This is a genomic window from Cellulomonas fimi ATCC 484, assembly GCF_000212695.1.
Classification (GTDB): domain Bacteria; phylum Actinomycetota; class Actinomycetes; order Actinomycetales; family Cellulomonadaceae; genus Cellulomonas; species Cellulomonas fimi.
On sequence record NC_015514.1, the window covers coordinates 1,313,872 to 1,333,486 of the forward strand.

A 19,615-nucleotide genomic window follows, 5' to 3' on the forward strand; every position below is an offset into this window, starting at 1 on the left:
CGGTTGCGCAGCCCGCACCTCCTGCGCACCATCTGTGTGCGAGAACCGCTGCACGGTGCCGCTCGGCGGCTGGCGGAGGAGTGAGCATGACCGCGTCGGAGACCTCGGCGCCCGGCCCCGGGCAGGCCGGCCGCTGGTTCTCGGCCGACGTGCGGGCGCTCGACGGGGCCGTCCGCCGGGCGCACGCGCCGGGGCCGCCGACGGACCCGCAGGTGCGCGCCGCCGAGCTCCAGACGGCACGCGAGCGGCTGCGGGCCGTCGACGAGGAGCTGCGCGCCCAGCACGCGCGCATCGCCGAGCTGGCCGCCGGTGTGGCCGAGCAGGCGACGGCCGCGTCCGAGGAGGCGCTGCGCGTGGCCGCCGCGGTGTCCACCCTCGCCCGCCTGCCGATCGCCGGTGCGTCCGTGGCGGATCTCGTCCCCGCCGTCGCCGCGGCCGTGGGTGAGGTGTTCGGCGACGACTGCGCGATCAGCCTCGTCCTCGGCCCGCCGCACGAGCCGACGGCGGTCGCCAGCACGGGCGAGACCGCCTCGGCCGCCGACGGCCAGCAGGTGTGGACCGGCGAGGGGCCGTCCGTCGACGCGTACGCGACCCGGCTCCCGGTCGTGTCCGCGGACCTCGGTCAGGACGGCCGGTGGCCGCGGTTCGCCGAGCGTGTCGCCGGAGTCTCGGGGGTCGTCGCCGTGCCCGTCGAGTGCCAGGGGGACGTGGCGGGCGTGCTGACCTGCTACGGGCGGACCCCGGTGCGGCTCACGACCGCGCAGATCGAGCGTGCCGTGCACCTCGGCGGGACGTGCAGCGCGCTGCTCACCGCCGCCACGGAGCAGGTGCGGCTCCGCGACGAGTCCGAGCAGCTCGCGCGCGCGCTCACCTCCCGCTCCGTCATCGACGAGGCGAAGGGTGTGGTCATCGCGCAGACCGGCGGCACCGCCGACGAGGCGTTCGCGCACCTCGCCGCGCTGAGCCAGCAGCGCAACGTCAAGCTGCGCGAGGTCGCCCGCGAGATCGTGGACGCCGCCGCCGGGCCCGTCCGCGCACCGCGCCGGCGGGCGTGACGACGGGGGGACGGGCGGCACGAGCGCAGGCCCGGCCCTGACACGCGCACCCGTGCGTGGGATGATCGGGGTTCGGCCCGTGTGGAGACCACCGCCCGGGTCGCGGCCGGGACGGCCCTTCATGCTCGACCCTCACGACCTGACCCCCGACGAGATCGACCGCACGCTCGTGCGGCTCGTCGCCGCACGTCTCCACGCCGGCACGCGCTCCGAGCGCGACGCCGCGGGTGCGGCGCTCCTGCAGTTCCTCGCCGCCGCGTGCTCGAACGGTGACCCGTGCCCGGTGCACCGCACGCCGGGCGTCCCCCGGCCCGGCGGTCGGGAGCTCCACGCCGAGGTCGGCCCACGGCATCCGCCGCGCGCCGACTCGCTCGCCTGAGTCGGCGGCTCCCGCGCGCCCGTCTCACCGGCGCCCGAGCCGGCGTCTCACTCGGCGGGCGCGGCGAGCAAGGTCGTCTCGAACGGCAGCCCCGCCAGCCGGAGCGTCCCCGCGGCGCGCGATCCCGCCGCGGCGACGAGGGTGACGGGTGCGCCCCCCGGCGCTCCCGCGTCGGTGAGCGTCTGCAGGGCCCGGACCCCGATGCTGCCCAGGAACGTGAGGTCGCCGAGCTCGACCGTGACGGGCAGGAGCCCGCCGCGCGACTGCCGGTTGACCTCGGACGACACGCGCGACGCCGCCTCCGGGCGGTCGACCACGCCACCGACCCGCACGACCCCGACCTGCGCGGTGTCGATGGAGACGTCCGAGCGGGTGCTGGCGCGGGCGGGCCCGACGTCGAGCGGGACACGGCGACGCGCGGGCAGCCTGAGGGTCACGCAGGTGCCGGACGCGCCGGTGTCCACCTGGACGTCGACCCCGCCCATGCGCGCCATCGCCAGGCCGCGGCCGCGGTCCGAGGGCATCGACGACGGCTCCTGCCACGTACCCGCGTCGGTCACCGTCACCGTCACCGTCGCGGTGTCGTCGAGCTCGGCGTGCACCGAGACCGGGCCGGGGGCGACTCCCCGGTACGCGTGCTCGACGCTGTTGGCCGCCGTCTCGCTGACGGCCAGCTCGAGCAGCGCGGCGTCCCGCGGAGTGAGCCCCACGGACGCGCCCCAGCGTCCGATCGCGCCGCGCAGCGGGCCGAGCGACGCGGCCTGCGCCGTCGTGCGGACGTCGAGCGGCGCGGGTGCGGGGCGGCGGTGGGCGACCAGGAGCGTCACGTCGTCGTCGAACCCGTCCGCGCCGAGCTCCGCCGGCACCCGACGGCACAGCCGCACGGCGGCGGACTCGTGCCGGTCCCCGTCGTCGCCGAGCGCGGCCGCCGCGGCCCGTGACAACGCCTGCCAGGACGCGTCGATGCTCGCGCCGGGGTGGTCCACCAGGCCGTCCGTGCAGAGCACCAGCGCCGCTCCCAGCGGGAGGACGGCGTGCGCGGTCGTGCCCGGGTCGGAGCCCCCGAGCGTGCCGCCCGCGGTGGCGGGCAGGGTCGTCGCTCCCGTCGCGGTGACCACGAGGGGTGGCGGGTGCCCCCGGGTCGCGTACTCGAGCTCGCCGGTGCGCGGGTCGAGGACCGCGACGCACACCGACGAGGCGAACGCGTGGGGAGCGCGCAGCGCGATCCGGTCGAGGACCGCCAGGCTCTCCGCGACGCTCGTGCCGTCCTGCAGGTGCGAGCCGAGCACCGAGCGCAGGTCACTCATGGTCACCGAGCTCTGGATCCCGGTGCCGACCACGTCGCCCACGGCGAGCGCGAGGCGGCCGTCGACGGTCACGCACGCGTCGAACCAGTCGCCGCCCACGGTCTGGTCGCGGTTGCTGACGAGGTAGGTGGCCGCCACGTCCGCGTGCGCGAGCAGGGGGACCGTCGCCGGCAGCAGCGCGCCGTGCAGGCGGACGAGGACGTCGCGCGACAGCGGAGGTGCGTCGTGGTCGTCAGCCATCTCCCCGTCCCCGCGTGCGTCCAGGTGCACAGCCTGGCACCTCGCGGTGGGCCCGGCTCGGCGCACGCGCCGGACCGGGCCCACCGGAGCGGTCAGCTGCTTCCGCTCGCCGAGTCGCGGACGGCGTGCGCCGCGCCCTGCGCGTCGCCGCGCACCTCCTGGGCGGCCGAGGCGCCCTCCTCCTTGACGTTCGACGCGGCCTGCGTCGCGCGCTCCTTGACGGAGGTGGCGGCGTCCTGCGCGCCCTCCTTGAGGTTCTGCGCGGCCTCCGACGCCACGCTCTTGACCTCCTCGGCGAGCGGCTGCGCGGACTCCTTGAGCGCGGTCGCCGCCCGCTGCTCCTGCTCGGTGCTCGGCATGAGCGCCGCGACGACGAGGCCCGCGCCGAAGGCGACGAGACCCGCCGCGAGCGGGCTGCCCTGCGTGCCGGAGCGGGCCCGCTCGGGCAGGTCGGTCACGGCGTGGCCGACCCCGCTCGCGCGGTCGCCGACGGACTGCGCCGCCCCCTGGACGGCCGACGTCCCGCTCGACGTGAGGTCGGAGGCCGTGCCCATCACACGGTCGCGCAGGCCGCGCACGCCGGTGCGCACGCGGTCGGTCTGCCGGTGCACGACGCGTCCCGGGCTGACCCGGTCGGTCAGCGCGTCGACGTCGTCGCTCAGCTCGGCTCGGGTGCGGGCGATGTCCGCACGGATCTGGTCCGGGTCCTGGGTGCTCATCGGTTCTGCTCCTCGTGCCCCTGCAGGGCGTTCGGGATCTTCTTGACGGTCTGCGTGGTCTGCGGCAGTCCACGGATCTGGCGCACCTGGTCACGGGCGCGCAGGGCGAGCACGGCGGCGACGATCCCCCAGAGGATCCCGACGACGAGCGCGGACCAGCCGAGCCCGATGAGGTCGCCGAGGGCCCACCACAGCGCGAGCGACAGGAACAGCAGCGTGAGCTGCGCGGCCACGGCCGCGACCGCGACCATCCCGCCCGCGCGTCCCGCGTGCGCCGCGGACTCCTGCAGCTCGGCCTTGGCGAGCTCGAGCTCCTGGCGCATGAGGCGCGACAGGTTCTCGGTCACGTCGCCGAGGATCGTGCCGATCGAGCGATCCTCCGACGGGCCGGGGTCCCAGCCCTGCTCGGTCATCGCCGGCCCCCCTCCGACGTCCACGGGTCCGTGGAGCCGGGTGCGGAGGTGCCGCCCGCGCCGACGGAGCCCGTGCTGCCGGTGCCGCGCTGGTCGCCCTCGGCGTCCTCACCCGATGCGCCGACCGGGCTGGCGCCGCCCGACGTGCTCAGCGGGTCGGTGCCCGACGTGCTGCTCCACGTCGGCGTGCCGGCAGTGGTGCCCGTGCTGCTCGTGCCGGTGTACCCGGAGGTCGTGGGCTCCGCCCAGGCGCCGCCGGTCGCGGGGTACGTCGGCGGGTACGTGGTCGTCGTGGGCGCGCCGATCGTCCCGGCGGTGCCGACCGTGCCGAGCGGACGCGCGCTGTCGGAGCTCGACGGCGCGTCCTTGAGCCCGCGCGCGAGCCGCCCGACGACCAGCCCCGCACCGGCCGCTGCCAGCAGGAACACGCCCGGCCGACGGCGTGCGAACGCCCGTACCTCGTCGAGCACGTCGCCGGGCTCGCGCTGCTCGAGCCAGTCGGCGAGCGCCTGCACGCGCGACCCGACCTCGGCGACCACGTCGACGGCCGCGCCCTGGTCGGGCGAGGAGTCGGCCATGGAGGACAGCTGGGAGCCGAACGTGCGGGCCGTCCCGGCGAAGCGCCGCTGCTGGCCCGAGGCCTGCGTCGTGAGCTCGCCGCGTGCGTCCTCCAGGAGGCGTCGCGTCTGCCGACGTGCCTCGCGGACGACGGCGCCGGCCTCGGCCTTCGCCTCCTGGGCCACGTGCTGACCGGCCTGCGCAGCGCTGTGCGCCACGTCGGACGCCTGCTCCTTGGCGGTGCTCGCCGCCTGCTGCGTGCGCTCGCCCGCGCCGGCCGACGTGCCGCCCGAGCCGGTGGTGCCGGTCGTGCCGCCGCCGAGCGTGCCGCCGGTGCCGAGCGTGCCGCTCGTGCCGGTGCTGCCCGTGCTGCTGGTGCCGCTCGTGCCGAGCGGGGTGTCGGGGTCGTTGCGGGTCCCGAACGGGTCAGGCGTGCTGGTGGTCATGAGACGTCCTCGTGGTCGGTCGACGACGCGACGACGCGTGCCGTCGAGAGGGAGAGCCGCGTGGTGGGGGGACACCGGGGCCCCGGTGCTCCACACGGGGTCGGGAGGACCAGCGGGTGTCCCGCGTCCTCGAGGGGGCCGGCGGTCTGCTACGTCGGCGGGGCGGCCCTCGTGGGGGCCGGCTCCTGCCAGGCTAGGTCGGCACTCCCGGACCGGCCACCGGAACGGCCCGGGGCCGTCCGGTCGCCCGGCGGGGGTGGTGCCTGCCCGGTGCGGTCAGGCGCACCCGGCGCGGGCCGCGCGGCGTCCCAGGTCGACGAGGTCCTCGCCCGTGAGGCCGGGCCAGCCGTGCACGGCGGTGCGCCAGTCCGACGGCACCGCGGACGCGCCCCAGCGGGCGCCGAGGAGCGCACCGGCGATCGCGGCCACGGTGTCGGTGTCGTCGCCCGCGTGCACCGCGGCCTGCAGCGCGTCGGGCAGGTGACGCGTGCCGTCATGGGCCGTCGTGGTCGTGATCGCGGCCCACGCGGCCTGCAGCGCGGTGACCGTGAACCCGTTCGGCGCGAAGAGCGCCGGGTCCGCTCCCGTGGCGTCCTCGATGCGGGTCTGCCATGCGTCGCGCCGGTCGGGCGGCAGGAGGTCGAGGCCGCCGAGCAGGTCGAGGCGCGCGTCGAGGACCGCGACGCGCACCGCCTCGGACCACAGCACGCACGAGTCGCCCGCGAGGTCGTCGGCGTGCGTGAGCAGCGCGACCGCGCGCGCGGCGGCGGCGGTGCGCTCGCGGTCGTGCAGAGCCGTGAGCCCGACGACGCCCGTCCGCATGAGGGCGCCGTTGCCGGCGGTGCGTCCGGTCAGGTCGTGCAGCTGCGCGGACCGCGCGCGCAGGTTTGCCGCGCTGCCCGGCCCGGGGGTCTCGGTCGTGAGGACCTGACGGGTCTGCGCGCCGACGTCGGACGCGCCACCCGTGAGCCAGGCGAGGAAGCCGTCGGCGACCGCGTCGAGCGCCGCGTCGGACGTCAGGTCGGTGCCCGTGGCGGCGACGCGCGCGACGCAGACGCTCATCTGGGTGTCGTCGGACCACTCGCCGGGTGCGTAGGGCCCGAGCCCGCCGCCGACCATCCGCGCCGGCCCGTCGAACGGCGGTGCGAACTCGTACGGGACGCCGAGCGCGTCGCCGACCGCCTGGGCCAGCAGCACGCCCGCGGCGCGGTCGAGCAGGGCGGTCTGGGCGTCGTCCACGGGCGGGTCTCCGTCGGTCGCGGGGGGGGTGTGGCGGTGGCCGGGCCACGGGCCGACCGGGCGCAGCATGCCACGGGCGTGCGGGCGCGGATCCCGCGGTCTTGTCAACGATCTATCAACGATATATCGTTCGAGACGTCGGGACGCGAGGCCCGCACCTCCCGGACCACCGGTCGAGACCTGCCCGCGCCAGGAAGCACCCTCCCGACGACCCACCCCAGACCTCAGGAGGACGACCATGCGACACCACCACTTCCACCACGACCCCGACCTGCACGACGTCCCCGGCGAGGGCGACCGCCGCGGCCGCGGCGGGGGCTTCGGACCCGGCCCCGGCTTCCGTCCTGGACCCGGTCCCGGCTTCGGCGCGGGGTTCGGACCCGGCCCGCGTGGCGGCTTCGGTCCTCGGCACGGCGGCCCGCACGGCCGCGGCGGACGGGGGAGGGCGGGGCGGGGCGACATCCGCGCCGCGGTCCTGCTCCTGCTCGCCGAGCAGCCGATGCACGGCTACCAGCTCATCCAGGAGGTCGCCGAGCGCTCGCAGGGGCGCTGGCGGCCCAGCCCCGGCGCCGTCTACCCGGCGCTCGCACTCCTGGAGGACGAGGGTCTCGTGACCCTCGTCGCCCAGGGCGGCCGGCGCCTGGCCAGCCTCACCGACGCGGGCCGCGCGCACGTCGAGGAGCACCGCGACGCCCTCGGAGCGCCGTGGCTCGACGCCGCAGAGCGTCCCGAGCAGCCGCACCGGGCGCTGCGCCCGGCCCTCGAGGCGCTGTCCGCCGCCGCCGTCCAGGTGGCGCGCACGGGTACCCCGGAGCAGGCGACGGCCGCCGTGGCGGTCCTCGACCGCGCCCGGCGCGACCTGTACCTGCTGCTCGCGGGCGAGCCGGTCGCCCCGGCCGACCTCCACGCCGTCGCAGGTCAGGGCGGCGACGCACCTGCGGAGGGTGCCACGGCCTGACGGGCCGGTCCGTCCGCACGACGACGACCCCTCCGACGCATGCCGCGCCGGAGGGGTCGTCGTGCTGCCCGCCGTGACGAGCGTCTCGCTGACCGGGTGGTCACCGATCGACTATCCTGGCCGCGGTTCACGAGCTGCAGCGTCAAGTACCCGGCTGGCTGCACGGCAACCCTCCTGATCGAGCGGGGTGCCCCGGGGCGAGAACCGGTGGTGCGTCACGGTGGCGCCCACAAGTCGGCCGGCGCCCCGGCGCCCGAGGAGGACCATGCGCACCGCTCCCGCGTCGCACGCCCGTGCGACCGCCCCGCGACCGCGTGCCCACCTGCTGGCCGTCTCAAATCCCGATACGAATGATCGGAATTTGACACGTGTCCAGCAGCACCGCTTCACTGACGGTACCGCCGGGAGCCACCGCGCCCCGGCCCGAGGAAGAGGTCGATCGATGGACACCCGCGAGGCCCGCACCCTGACCGCCACCACGGCCGTCATGTGTCGCATGCCCGCGTGTCCGGCGACCCGCGGCCCGCTGGCCTGAGCCGGCACCGAGCCGTCCCCCGTCGCACCTGAGGCACCCGGCGCCCGCGCCGGGTGCCTCGCCGGACGGCGTCGCGCCGTCCTCCGTCCCCCGCCGGCCCGCCCGGGCCCGGCACCTCCCTGCGTCGCCGCCCGACGCCCCGCCTTCCCGGCAGTCGCCGGGTGCACCCCTAGGAGACACGCATGTCCGAGAACGTCCCCGTCCTGCCGGCCAAGAACGGAGGCGGACGCCGCACCGGCCTCGTCGTCGGTGCCGTCGTCGCCGTGGTGGTCCTCGTCGCCGCGCTCGTGTTCGCGCTCACACGTCCCGGCACGGACGACGCCGCCGCCGCGGAGGAGGGTGCGACCGTCGTGCGCCTCGGGACGACCGACGTCGCCCAGCCGCACTGGGAGATCCTCACCGAGCTGGCCGCGGAGGAGGGGATCGACCTCGAGATCGTCGGCTTCTCGGAGTACACGCAGCCGAACCCGGCGCTCACCGAGGACGAGATCGACCTCAACGCGTTCCAGCACATCCTGTATCTGGCCGACCACAACAACAACACCGGCGACGACCTGCAGCCCATCGGCTCCACGCTGATCGTCCCGCTGCCGCTGTACTCCGAGAAGCACGAGGACGTCAGCGAGTTCACGAAGGGCGAGCAGGTCGCGATCCCCAACGACGCGACCAACCAGGCGCGCGCGCTGTTCGTGCTCGAGGAGGCCGGGCTCATCACGTTCACCGGCGAGCCCAAGGTCCCGACGCCGGACGACGTCGACACCGAGAAGTCCACGGTCGTCGTGCGCCCGGTGGAGGCCTCGCAGACCGCCGGCCTCATCAGCGACCCCGACATCGCGGGCGTGATCGTCAACAACAACTTCGCGACCGACGCGGGCTTCGACCTCGACGGCTACGTCTTCGCGGACGACCCGAGCTCGCAGGGCGCGCAGCCGTACATCAACGTCATCGCGGCCCGCCCGGACGACGTGGACAACCCGGCGTACCAGAAGATCGTCGAGCTCTACCACGACCCGAAGGTGCTCGAGTCGGTCGTCGAGTCCTCCGGCGGCACCGCCGTCATCGTCGAGGGCTACGACGCGGCGAAGCTGAAGGACGTCCTCGCCGAGACGCAGGAGAACCTCAAGGCCGCGGGCTGACCCCCCCGCGCGGCCCGGCACCTCACCGCGAGGCGCCGGGCCGCGCAGCCGTTCCCCCGGGCGCCACCCCAGCCCGCCGCCCCGGTCCACCCGACGAGGCCCGACCGGCCTTGCGAAAGGTCCCCCACGTGACCCCCATCATCGAGTTCCGCGACGTCCGCAAGGTGTTCGACGGCCCGAACGGGCCGATCCACGCCGTCGACGGCGTCGACCTCGCCGTCGAGAAGGGCGAGATCTTCGGTGTCATCGGCTACTCCGGCGCCGGCAAGAGCACGCTCGTGCGGCTCATCAACGGCCTCGAGCGCGTGACGTCCGGGCAGCTCCTCGTCGACGGCGACGACGTCGCCGCGCTGAGCGAGCGCCAGCTCGAGCGCAAGCGCCGCGACATCGGCATGATCTTCCAGCAGTTCAACCTCTTCTCGTCGCGCACCGTCGCCGGGAACGTGGCGTTCCCGCTCAAGGTCGCGGGCTGGCCCAAGGCGGACCGCGACCGGCGCATCGCCGAGCTGCTCGACTTCGTCGGCCTCCTCGACCGCGCGCACTCCTACCCGGACCAGCTCTCCGGCGGCCAGAAGCAGCGCGTCGGCATCGCGCGCGCTCTCGCCGCGCAGCCGAAGATCCTGCTGGCCGACGAGTCGACCAGCGCGCTCGACCCGCAGACGACGCAGGACGTCCTGCGGCTGCTGCAGAAGGTCAACCGCGAGCTCGGCGTGACGATCGTCGTCATCACGCACGAGCTCGAGGTCGTACGCGCGATCGCGGACCGCGTCGCCGTGCTGGAGGACGGGAAGGTCGCCGAGCAGGGGACCGTGTTCGACGTCTTCACCAACCCGCAGGCTGACGTCACGCAGCGGTTCGTCTCGACAGTCGTGCACGACCGGCCGCGTGGCGCGGTGCTGGAGCGGCTGCAGCGCACGCACACCGGCCGCATCGTCACCGCGACCGTGACCGACGGGTCGCGCCTCGGCGCCGTGCTCGCGTCCGCTGGCGGCCTGGGCGTGACCTTCGAGATCGTCTACGGCGGCATCGGCACGCTGCAGGACCAGTCCTTCGGCTCGCTCACCCTCGCCCTCGACGGCCGCGACGAGGACGTCGACGCGCTCGTCGAGCGGCTCCGCGCGGTCACCCCGATCGAGGAGGCACGATGACCGCCCTGCTCCTGCCGGCAGCCGTCCCGGCGGTGCTGCCCGCCGCACCGCTGCCCGCCGCACCCCTGCCCGCGGCGGGGGAGTTCGACTGGGCGTTCCACGGCCCCAAGCTCCTGCAGGCCACGGGCGAGACGCTCTACATGGTCTCGGCCACGCTGCTCATCGGCGGGATCCTCGGGCTCGTGCTGGGCCTCGGCCTCTACACGACGCGCCGCGGGGGGCTGCTGGCGAACCGTGGCGTCTTCGCCGTGCTCAACCTGCTCGTCAACGTGTTCCGGCCGATCCCGTTCCTCATCCTGCTCATGATCATCGCGCCCGTCACGGTGACCCTGATCGGCACCCGGCTGGGCAGCACCGCGATGATCGTGCCGCTGTCGTTCGCCGCGACCTTCGGGGTCTCGCGGATCGTCGAGCAGAACCTCGTCGCGATCCAGCCCGGTGTCATCGAGGCGGCCCGGGCGACGGGTGCGTCGCGGTGGCGGATCGTCACGACGCTGCTCGTGCCCGAGGCGCTCGGCCCGCTCGTGCTCGGGTACACGTTCGTGTTCGTCGCCCTGGTCGACATGTCCGCGCTCGCGGGCACGCTCGACGGCGGCGGGCTCGGCGCGTTCGCGCTGGACTACGGGTACAAGCGGTGGAACTTCGCCGTCGTGTGGATCACGGTGCTCGTCATCATCGTCCTCGTGCAGCTCGCGCAGGCCCTCGGCAACCGCCTGTCGCGCCGCATCCTGCGCCGCTGACCCCACCCGGGTCCGCCGGCCGGTGCGCCGACGCGCACCAGACCCACCTGACGCCCGGTCCCGCGGTGCGCGGCGTGCGTCAGGTGGGTCTGGGGGCCCGCGGGTGAGCGGCCGAGGGGACGGGGCGGGGGACCGGGCTGTCCGGTCAGGGACGGGCCGGGCGGGCGCCGTCGCCGAAGCCGCCACGAGCGCCGCCGCCCGGGCCCATGCCCTCCTGCGCCTCGCCCGCAGTGCCGGTCGCGACCGTGGACGCCGCTGCGGCGTCGCCGTCGTGGGACAGGCCCGTCGCGTCGGTCACGCCGACCGACCCGCCCACCGCCGCGGTGTACGTCGCGCCGGAGGTGACACCGGCCGCCGTGTAGACGACCGACGAGAACGACGTCGTCGCGGTGAACGACACGAGGGCGGTCCCGTCCGCGTCGACGACGTGGACCACCGAGCCGGCGTCCTGCGTGCCGTCGAGCGTGAGCCCCACGAACGACTGCGCGGACGCGGCCGACGGCGTCTGCGCCATGCCGGCCGCCCCCAGCGCGAGCAGCTCGCCGCCGCTGACCTCGAACGTGCCGTTGTAGTCGAGCGCGCCGTTGCCCGCATCCGTCGGGCCGGACACGACGACCGTGCCGCCGCTCATCGTCATCGAGCCGTTCGAGTCGAGCCCGTCCCCGTCGGCGTCGACGACGAGCGTCCCGCCCGTGATCTCGACGAGCACGCCGTCCTGGGCCGACATCTCGCCGCCCCCGCCGACTGACCCGCCCGCGGCCGGGTCGGTGCCCGTGCCGGTGCTCCCGTCCGCCGCGGCGCCGGTGGTCGAGCCCGCCGTCGCGTTGACGCCGTCGTCGCTCGTCGTGAGCGTCGTGTCCCCGCCCGCGACCGTGACGACCGGCGCCTCGAGCCCTTCGACCGCGGTCGCCACGTCGAGCGTCCCGCCCGCGACCAGCAGCGCGCCCTCGGCGTGCACACCGTCGTCGCCCGTCGCGAGCGTCACGTCGCCGCCCGTGACCGCGGCGACGCCGTCGGAGTGCACGGCGTCGTCGGCCGCGTCCACCTCGACGGTGCCGCCGCCGACGACGACGGTGACGCCCCCGGCCAGGCCCTTCGCCGAGGCTTCCGCGGCGACCGCGGTGCCGTGCCCGCCGCCCGCGACGACGGTCAGGGCGCCCTCGGCGACCACGACGTCGGTCGTCGCCGTCACGCCGTCGTCGCCCGCGGTCAGCGTGTGGTCGCCGCCCAGCACCGCGACGTACCCGAGCGCCGTGTCGTCGGCCTCGTCGGACTTCAGCGCGTCGCCGCCCGCGGTCACGTCGAGCGTGCCGCCCTGCACCACCAGGTAGTCCTTGCCGCGCACGCCGTCGTCGACCGCGTCGACCGTGATCGTGCCGGACTCGACGACCAGCCCGTCCGTGCTCGCGATGCCGTCGTTCGAGCGGCCCTCGACGTCGAGCGCCCCGTCGCCCGTGATCGTGAGGTCGGCGGTGGTGAACAGCGCCGCGTTCGGCTCGTCGGTCTCGGCGTCCGGGTACACGTACTCGGAGGCGTCGGCGAGGTGGTTGGTCGAGCCGCTCGCCAGCATGACGACGACGCCTCCTGCGTCCGCGACCTGCAGCGGCGACGTCGTCGAGCTCGTGAGGTCGGCGCCGTCGAGCACGAGGACGACCGTGCCGTCGTCGGGGCTGTCGACGACGACGGAACCGTCGGTGAGCGTCCCCGACAGGGCGTAGGTGCCGGCCGCGGTGATGGTCACGGTGGACCCGTCGGCGCTCGCACCGGCGCCGTCGACCGTGGCGGTCGTGCCGTCGAGGGCGATCGTCGTCGCGCCCGAGGTGTCGTCGGTCGCGGTGGTCGCGTGCGCGGCGGTGTTCGCCGCCATCGTCGACTCGACGGTCACGTCGGCGTCGGTCGCGGTGGCCGCGGAGCCCGCGGACGCCTCGCCCGTGGCGGGGGTCGCGGCCGACGAGCAGCCGACCAGGGCGGCGGTGAGGGCGGTGACGAGGGCGGCGGGCGCCGCACGGCGTCGGGTCGGGCGCGGGGTGCCGCGTCGGGCGTCGGGTCGGGCGGGGCGTCGGGTGGGACGTCGCACGGGGGTGCTCCTTCGGGGTCAGTGGTGCGGGTCGACGTGCCGGTTCAGCACGCGCCGCCACGGGGTGGCGGGGAGGTCGGGGTGCAGCACGGCCATGCCCGTGCCGTACTTGGAGATGCGCACGGGGCGCAGGCCGTGCCGCCACAGCAGCCGGTCGGTGGGGGACGGGGTCGAGCCCGTCTTGGTCTCGACGACCGCGAGGCCGGGCAGCGGGCGGTCCCGGCCGGTGGCGGGGTCCGTCCAGAGCAGCCCCGTGTCGACCGTCGTGCGGGACGACGTCCCGTCCGGGGCGGCGACGTGCAGCGTCACGCGGTCGTAGGTCGTGACGAGCGTGGGCCGCAGGGGCCCGTCGAGGCGGGCCGCGCGGTCGTCGCCGAGCACCGTCGACGCGAACGACCACGCCGGCTCGGTGAGCGTCGCGGACGCCTCAGGGGCGTGCGGTGCGCGCTCCTTGACGGTCGTGCCGCGCGGGCCGCGCGTCTTCACCTCGACCCAGCACGCGCCGTCGTCGACGTAGGTGCGCGTGCGGACCTTGAACCGGTCCCGCCGCCGTCGGGCCGCGCCGAGGTAGCTGGTGAGCGTCGGGCTGTCGAAGTACACCGAGCGGTAGGTGAACGTCCGCCTGCCGTCGACGTCGAGCACGCGCGTGCCGGGGTCGAGCTGCTCCAGGAGCGTGCCGAGCGTCGGCAGCGGGACGACGTACTTGCGGTCGACCCGGGTCTGCAGCTCCGCGACGGCCTGGAGCTCGGCGAGGGACACGGCGGGCAGGCGGTGCAGGGGCGAGGTCATCGGGCGCCCACCGCCCACGGCAGCGCCGCGTCCTGCGCGGGTCCGGGGGCGGCGGGCGGGGCCGGGCGGCTGCGCGGGTCGGCGGCCTCGTACCGCACGTCGACGAGCGTCGTGTCGTTGACGACGTCGAGCCGCTGCACGCTCACGCGGCGCACGCGACCGCCGAGCAGCTGCTCGAGGTGCGCGACGAGCGCGACCTCGTCCGCGACGGCGCGGTCGAGCACGATCGTCTGCTGGCGGTGGCGGGGCAGCAGGCGCGGGGAGTCGGCGACCGCGAGGACCACGACGACGAGCGCCATGAGGGCGGTGCCGACGGCGACGGTGGTCGCGCCCAGGCCGCCGACGAGGCCGAGCGCGAGGGCCGCGAAGTAGTACGCGACCTCGGTCTGGCTGAGCTCGGCCGAGCGCAGCCGGATGATGGACAGCACCCCGAACAGGCCGAGGCCGACGCCCGCGCCGACGGTGCTCGTCGCGAGCGTCGCCGCGACCGCGAGGACCCCCACGTTCACGCCGAGGTAGGCGACGGCCAGGTCCCGGCGGCGGTGCCGCGGCAGGTAGAGGGCGAACGTGAGGACGAGGATCGCGACGAGGTCGACGGCGTACAGCGCGAGGGGGGACATGCGGCGGCTCCTGACTGGTCGGGCGGTGGTGACCAGTCAGCCGGGCGCTCCTGGACGCGCGCTGTGCGGGGCCTGAGGCGGCGGGATGCGTTCGCCGTGCGGGGCGGCCCGTGGTGCCGGCGGGCCGCCCCGTGAGGTGCACGTCAGCGGCGCGCCGGCGCGGTGGAGCGGCGCGGGGCGGTGGTGCCGGCCGTGGCGGGGTCGTGCGAGACGGCGACCGTGCGGCGGACGACGTCGGTGCGCTCGATCGCGTCGGCGTGCACGCGTGCGACCTGTGCGCGGGAGACCTTCATCGAGCGGATGTCGCCGTCGAGGGACGTGAACGCGGGCTGCGGCACGTCGTCGTCGGTGAGGTAGACGGGCTGCACCTCGACCCAGTCGAGGTCGGTCGCCCGCAGCTCGGCGGTCCGCCGCTCCTCGTCGGCGATCTGGGGCTTGAGCAGCAGCGCGAACACGAGCCGCGTGCCGAGCGGGAGCTGCCCTCGCGTCGACCCGACGCCGTAGGAGGACTGCACGACGATGCGCCGGACGCCGTGCCGGCGCATCGCGTCGGTGACGGTGCGCGTGCCGCGCGACCGCACGTCGATCGGCGTCCCGGCAGGCCCGCGCAGGCGGACGCGCACGGGGTCCTCGCTGATGCCGAGCGTGACGACGACCGCGTCCTGCCCGGCGACGAGGGCGTCGACGGTGGCGGGGTCGGTGGCGTCCCCGTCGACGCCGCGCACGTTGGGGCCGGTGAGGGCGGCGGCGTGCCGGGACAGGGCGGTGACGTCGTGCCCGCGGCGGACGAGCTCGGCGACGGTGGCGCGGCCGGAGCCTCCGGTGGCTCCGACGACCAGGACCTTCATGGTGGGCTCCTCGGGTGGGGACGGCGCCGGTGGCCGTCCGTGCACCTCTAGTCCAACGCCCGCAGCCGTGGACGGTCTATGCTCAGAAGTCGCGCGAATATGACAGATCGTCCAGAGCGGTGGAGGCGACGATGACGACCCTGGTCGAGGCCCCGTGGGTCGCGGTCGACCCCGTCGGCGAGGCGCTGCACCGGCTGCGCGTCACCGGGTTCTTCTACTGCCACACCGAGGCGAGCGGTCCCTGGGCCGTCGACATGCCCGCGTTCGGCGAGTGCGTGAGCTTCCACGTCGTCGCCGCGGGGGAGTGCTGGGTCGAGGTCGACGGAGCGCCGCCCGTGCGCCTGCGCGCCGGGGACCTCGCGCTCGTCCCGCACGGCCGCGGGCACGTGCTGCGCAGCGCGCCCGGCGTGCCGTCGTCGGGGCGCGTCGACGAGCTGCCGCAGGAGTACGTCACCGAGCACTACTCGGTGCTCCGGCACCCCGGGGACGGGCCCCGCGTCGACCTCGTGTGCGGCGTGCTCGGCGTCGACGGCCCGGCCGCCCGCCTGCTCCTCGAGCTGCTGCCGCCCGTGCTGCACGTGCCCGCCGACGGCGAGGGCGCGGCCCCGTGGATCGCCGGCACGCTCGCCCTCATGGCGGACGAGCTCACGCGCCGCCGCCCGGGCGGCGAGGCGGTGACGACCCGGCTCGCCGACATCCTCGTCATCCAGGCGGTCCGCACGTGGATCGACGCCCAGACGGCGACGACCGGCTGGCTCGGCGGTCTGCGCGACCCGCACGTGGGCGTTGCCGTGGCCGCCGTGCACCGCGACCCGGCGCGGCCGTGGACGGTCGAGGCGATGGCGCGCGAGGCGACGATGTCCCGGTCGGCCTTCGCGGCGCGCTTCACCGAGGTCGTCGGCGTGCCGGCGATGCAGTACGTCACCTCGTGGCGCATGCACGTCGCCACCGACCTGCTCGCCGCGGGGGAGCCCGTCGCGCGCGTCGCTGCGGCGACGGGCTACGAGTCGGAGGCGGCGTTCAGCCGCGCGTACCGGCGCGAGACGGGTGCGCCCCCGGGGGCTGTCCGCCGCGGCCGGTGACGCCCGGGCCGGCGCCGGCTCAGGCGCGCGGTGCGGGAGCGGTCGAGCCGCGGGTGACGAGGTGCGCGGGCGGGACGGCGTAGGAGCGCACGGGCCCGGAGGCGACGACGTTGAGCACGCAGTCGCCGACCTGGACGCCCAGGGCGTGCACGTCGAACGACATCGCGGACAGCGGCGGCGACGCGTGCCGGGCGAGCGGTGAGTCGTCCCACGCGAGCAGCGAGAGGTCGGTCGGGACGCGCAGCCCGGCCTCGCGGGCGACGTCGAGCGCGGCGACCGCCATGACGTCGTTGTCGAACACGACGGCGGTCGGCCGCGGGTCTGCCGCCAGCACCTCCCGGGTCGCCCGCGCGCCGGATGCCTCGCCGTAGTCGCCCTCGACGACGGTCCCGGTGACGCCGTGGTGCGCGCAGCGCGCGAGGAACGCGTCGGTGCGCGTGCGGGTGTGCGCGAGGTCGACGGGACCCGAGACGCGCGCGAGTCGCGCGTGCCCGAGGGCGACGAGGTGGTCGACCGCCTCGTGCGCCTCGGCGGCGTTGTCGACGAACACGTGCGCCACGGGCAGGTCCCGCGACGGCCCGCCGACGACGACGGCGGGGACGGCGAGCTCGGCGAGGAGGTCGAGGCGCGGGTCGTCCACGGCGAGGTTGTGCACGACCACCGCCTCGACCTGCTCCTGCTCGGCCCAGCGCCGGTAGGTCGCGAGCTCGGCGTCGAGCGTCCCGACGATGTGCAGCAGGAGCGAGCGGCCCTCCGCCGACAGGGCCTCCTCGATCCCGGCGATGAGCTGCATCGAGAAGGCCTCGAGTCCGAGCAGCCGGGTGGGCTGGCGGATCACCAGGCCGACGGCGTGGATCCCGGGAGTCACGCGGACGAGCGTAACGGCGTGGGTGCCCGCGCGGGATGTGGGGAGCGGACCGCTCCGCGTCGGGATACAACGTTGGAATACGCTGTCGGCCGGACCATCCCGCCCACCCGAGGACGACCCCGTGGACCTGTTCCCGCTGTCCGACGTCCGCCTGCTCGACGGCCCCTTCCGGGACGCGCAGCGCACCGACCTCGCGTACCTGCTGCGGCTCGACCCGCAGCGGCTGCTCGCCCCGTTCCGGCGCGAGGCGGGCCTGCCGCCCCTCGCGGAGCCCTACGGCAACTGGGAGTCCATGGGCCTCGACGGGCACACGGGCGGGCACGCGCTGTCGGCCGCGAGCCTGCTGTGGGCGGCGACGGGCGACCCGCGCACCGCCGAGCTCGCCGCCGCGCTCGTCGACGGGCTGGACGCGTGCCAGGAGGCCCTCGGCACCGGCTACGTCGGGGGCGTGCCGCACGGCGTCGCCCTGTTCGAGCGCATCGCCGCGGGCGAGGTGTCCGCCGACTCCTTCGGGCTCAACGGCGCGTGGGTGCCCTGGTACAACCTGCACAAGACCGTGGCGGGGCTCGTCGACGCCGTCCGGTACGCGCCCGCCGGCACCGCGGAGCGTGCCCGCCGCGTCGTCCTGCGGTTCGCGGAGTGGTGGCTCGGCGTCGCCGCCGGCCTCGACGACGCGCAGTTCGCGGCGATGCTGCGCACCGAGTTCGGCGGCATGTGCGAGGCGTTCGCGGACCTCGCGGCGCTCACGGGCCGCGACGACCTGCGGGCCATGGCGGTCCGGTTCGCCGACCGGACGCTCCTCGACCCGCTGCTGGACGGGCGGGACGCGCTCGACGGCCTGCACGCCAACACCCAGATCGCCAAGGTCGTGGGCTGGGCGGCCCTGGCCGAGCAGGACGGCGACGGCGGCTGGGAGCGGGCCGCGCGCACGTTCTGGGACGCCGTCACGACGCACCGGTCGCTCGTCTTCGGCGGCGACTCGGTCGGTGAGCACTTCCACCCGGTGGACGACTTCTCCGGTGCGCTCACGTCGCCCGAGGGACCCGAGTCGTGCAACACCGCCAACATGCTCGAGCTCACGCGCCGTCTGCTGCTGCGCCGCCCCGACCCGACGCTGCTGGACTTCGCCGAGCGCGCCCTGGTCAACCACGTGCTGTCGGCGCAGCACCCCGACGGCGGCTTCGTGTACTTCACGCCCGCCCGCCCCGACCACTACCGCGTCTACTCCCAGCCCGAGGACGGGTTCTGGTGCTGCGTCGGCACGGGCCTGGAGACGTACGCGCGCCTCGGTGAGCTCGCGCTCGCGACGCAGGGCGACGACCTGATCGTGCACCTGCCCGTCCCCGTCCGCGCGACGTGGGGGGACGCCGTCGTCACGCTGCGCAGCCCGTACCCCGACCTGTCCGCTGCCGCGCCCACCACGCTCACGCTCGACCTGCCCGGACCCCGCCGGTTCGCGGTCCGCGTCCGGCGCCCGGCGTGGGTCGGCGGCGACCTCGCGCTGACCGTCGGCGGCGCCCCGGCCGACGCCACCGACGACGGCACGTACCTGTCGGTCACGCGCACGTGGCACGACGGCGACGTCCTGACCTGGGAGCACCCGGCGCGCGTGGTCGCGGAGCGGCTCCCGGACGGCTCCGACTGGGTCGCGTTCCGGCGCGGACCCGTCGTGCTGGCCGCGCGGGGCGGGACCGACGACCTGCCCGGGCTGCGCGCCGACGCCTCCCGCATGGGGCACGTCGCCGCCGGCCCGCTGCACGCGCTCGCGGGGACGCCCGTGGTCGAGGCCGTGGACGCCACGGCCGCGGCGTCGCGCGTCCGCACCGCCGGCCGGGAGGTGGTGCTCGACACCGACGCCGGCCCGGTCGCGCTCGAGCCCTTCCACGCGCTGCACGACGCGCGGTACACGCTCTACTTCCCGATCGCCGCGCCCGGGGCGGCGGCGCAGCGGCGTGCCGTGATCGCCGCGCGGGAGGCGGACGACCTGGCGCTGGCCGCGCGCACGGTCGACGCCGTGGCGTGCGGGCAGCAGCAGCCCGAGGTCGAGCACGGCCTCGTCGGGGAGGGCACCTGGACGGGCGTGACCGACGGCGGGCGGTGGCGTGCCGCGGACCGCTGGTTCGCGTGCACGCTCGTCGACCCCGGGGGCGAGGGGACGACGCTGCGGGTGACCTACCGCGGTGGCCCGGCGGACGGTGCGGCGCGGGTCGAGGTCGGCGACGCGGTGGTCGGGCGGGTCGGGGCGCCCGCGGGCGCGGGCGTGCGGCAGGTCGACCTCGACGTGCGCGGCGTGCCGCGTGGCGGGCGGACGGTCGTCCGGGTGCGTGCGGTCGACGGGCCGACGCCCGCCGTCGTCGGGCTGCGGCTGCTGCGCGACTGACCGGCGGCGCGGGCGGCCCGGCCGGCGCGACGCGCGCGAGGGCTCGGGTAGCCCGATCGGCGGGACACGGACGAAATG

Annotated in this window: 18 protein-coding genes and 1 riboswitch; of the genes, 8 read left to right on the forward strand and 10 right to left on the reverse strand. The window is 76.1% G+C overall.

Features of this window, described 5'->3' with window-relative positions:
* Window positions 1–86 precede the first annotated feature (86 nt).
* Window positions 87–1,055: a GAF and ANTAR domain-containing protein gene (locus CELF_RS19435; RefSeq protein WP_013770362.1), complete on the forward strand. Its 969-nt coding sequence runs from the start codon at window positions 87–89 to the stop codon at window positions 1,053–1,055.
* A 121-nt stretch (window positions 1,056–1,176) separates the two neighbouring features.
* Window positions 1,177–1,434: a hypothetical protein gene (locus CELF_RS06045; protein WP_013770363.1), complete on the forward strand. Its 258-nt coding sequence runs from the start codon at window positions 1,177–1,179 to the stop codon at window positions 1,432–1,434.
* 47 nt (window positions 1,435–1,481) lie between these two features.
* Here the strand turns inward: CELF_RS06045 and CELF_RS06050 are convergent, their stop codons facing one another.
* The 5 genes from CELF_RS06050 to CELF_RS06070 form a co-directional block, all read right to left on the reverse strand.
* Entirely contained in the window at window positions 1,482–2,981 is a 1,500-nt protein-coding gene (locus CELF_RS06050) for an ATP-binding SpoIIE family protein phosphatase (protein ID WP_126297677.1), read from the reverse strand.
* A 92-nt stretch (window positions 2,982–3,073) separates the two neighbouring features.
* On the reverse strand, window positions 3,074–3,700 hold the full coding sequence (locus CELF_RS06055; protein WP_013770365.1) for a DUF3618 domain-containing protein: 627 nt from the start codon (window positions 3,698–3,700) through the stop codon (window positions 3,074–3,076).
* Complete coding sequence (locus tag CELF_RS06060; RefSeq protein ID WP_013770366.1) at window positions 3,697–4,113, reverse strand: phage holin family protein; 417 nt, start codon at window positions 4,111–4,113, stop codon at window positions 3,697–3,699. Before CELF_RS06060 ends, CELF_RS06055 begins: the two co-directional genes overlap by 4 nt.
* Window positions 4,110–5,117 carry a hypothetical protein gene (locus tag CELF_RS19440; RefSeq protein WP_013770367.1) on the reverse strand — a complete coding sequence of 336 codons (1,008 nt, stop codon included), beginning with the start codon at window positions 5,115–5,117 and terminating at the stop codon, window positions 4,110–4,112. Before CELF_RS19440 ends, CELF_RS06060 begins: the two co-directional genes overlap by 4 nt.
* A gap of 276 nt (window positions 5,118–5,393) precedes the next feature.
* Entirely contained in the window at window positions 5,394–6,356 is a 963-nt protein-coding gene (locus CELF_RS06070; protein ID WP_041553890.1) for an ADP-ribosylglycohydrolase family protein, read from the reverse strand.
* A gap of 238 nt (window positions 6,357–6,594) precedes the next feature.
* Here CELF_RS06070 and CELF_RS06075 point away from each other — a divergent pair, with 238 nt between their 5' ends.
* From CELF_RS06075 to CELF_RS06090, 4 genes are all read left to right on the forward strand, one after another.
* Window positions 6,595–7,314 (forward strand): PadR family transcriptional regulator, encoded by a 720-nt coding sequence (locus CELF_RS06075; RefSeq protein ID WP_013770369.1) that lies wholly within the window; start codon window positions 6,595–6,597, stop codon window positions 7,312–7,314.
* A gap of 125 nt (window positions 7,315–7,439) precedes the next feature.
* Window positions 7,440–7,554: riboswitch (SAM riboswitch) on the forward strand.
* A 477-nt stretch (window positions 7,555–8,031) separates the two neighbouring features.
* Window positions 8,032–8,985: a MetQ/NlpA family ABC transporter substrate-binding protein gene (locus CELF_RS06080; protein WP_013770371.1), complete on the forward strand. Its 954-nt coding sequence runs from the start codon at window positions 8,032–8,034 to the stop codon at window positions 8,983–8,985.
* A gap of 128 nt (window positions 8,986–9,113) precedes the next feature.
* Window positions 9,114–10,133, forward strand: a complete 1,020-nt coding sequence (locus CELF_RS06085) for a methionine ABC transporter ATP-binding protein (protein WP_013770372.1) — start codon at window positions 9,114–9,116, stop codon at window positions 10,131–10,133.
* Window positions 10,130–10,873 (forward strand): methionine ABC transporter permease, encoded by a 744-nt coding sequence (locus CELF_RS06090; protein WP_013770373.1) that lies wholly within the window; start codon window positions 10,130–10,132, stop codon window positions 10,871–10,873. Before CELF_RS06085 ends, CELF_RS06090 begins: the two co-directional genes overlap by 4 nt.
* Window positions 10,874–11,018: 145 nt before the next feature.
* On the opposite strand, the gene CELF_RS06095 is transcribed toward CELF_RS06090, so the two are convergent.
* From CELF_RS06095 to CELF_RS06110, 4 genes are all read right to left on the reverse strand, one after another.
* On the reverse strand, window positions 11,019–12,950 hold the full coding sequence (locus CELF_RS06095; RefSeq protein ID WP_013770374.1) for a carbohydrate-binding domain-containing protein: 1,932 nt from the start codon (window positions 12,948–12,950) through the stop codon (window positions 11,019–11,021).
* An 18-nt stretch (window positions 12,951–12,968) separates the two neighbouring features.
* Complete coding sequence (locus CELF_RS06100; protein ID WP_013770375.1) at window positions 12,969–13,739, reverse strand: polyphosphate polymerase domain-containing protein; 771 nt, start codon at window positions 13,737–13,739, stop codon at window positions 12,969–12,971.
* Window positions 13,736–14,359 (reverse strand): DUF4956 domain-containing protein, encoded by a 624-nt coding sequence (locus CELF_RS06105; RefSeq protein ID WP_013770376.1) that lies wholly within the window; start codon window positions 14,357–14,359, stop codon window positions 13,736–13,738. Before CELF_RS06105 ends, CELF_RS06100 begins: the two co-directional genes overlap by 4 nt.
* 143 nt (window positions 14,360–14,502) lie before the next feature.
* On the reverse strand, window positions 14,503–15,207 hold the full coding sequence (locus tag CELF_RS06110; protein ID WP_013770377.1) for an NAD(P)-dependent oxidoreductase: 705 nt from the start codon (window positions 15,205–15,207) through the stop codon (window positions 14,503–14,505).
* Between the two features lie 131 nt (window positions 15,208–15,338).
* Between CELF_RS06110 and CELF_RS06115 the strand changes: the two genes are divergently transcribed.
* Complete coding sequence (locus CELF_RS06115) at window positions 15,339–16,289, forward strand: AraC family transcriptional regulator (RefSeq protein ID WP_013770378.1); 951 nt, start codon at window positions 15,339–15,341, stop codon at window positions 16,287–16,289.
* A gap of 19 nt (window positions 16,290–16,308) precedes the next feature.
* On the opposite strand, the gene CELF_RS06120 is transcribed toward CELF_RS06115, so the two are convergent.
* The gene (locus CELF_RS06120; RefSeq protein WP_013770379.1) at window positions 16,309–17,157 is read right to left on the reverse strand and encodes a LacI family DNA-binding transcriptional regulator; all 849 of its coding nucleotides are present in this window, start codon (window positions 17,155–17,157) and stop codon (window positions 16,309–16,311) included.
* 121 nt (window positions 17,158–17,278) lie between these two features.
* Between CELF_RS06120 and CELF_RS06125 the strand changes: the two genes are divergently transcribed.
* The gene (locus tag CELF_RS06125; RefSeq protein ID WP_013770380.1) at window positions 17,279–19,537 is read left to right on the forward strand and encodes a beta-L-arabinofuranosidase domain-containing protein; all 2,259 of its coding nucleotides are present in this window, start codon (window positions 17,279–17,281) and stop codon (window positions 19,535–19,537) included.
* Window positions 19,538–19,615 lie beyond the last annotated feature (78 nt).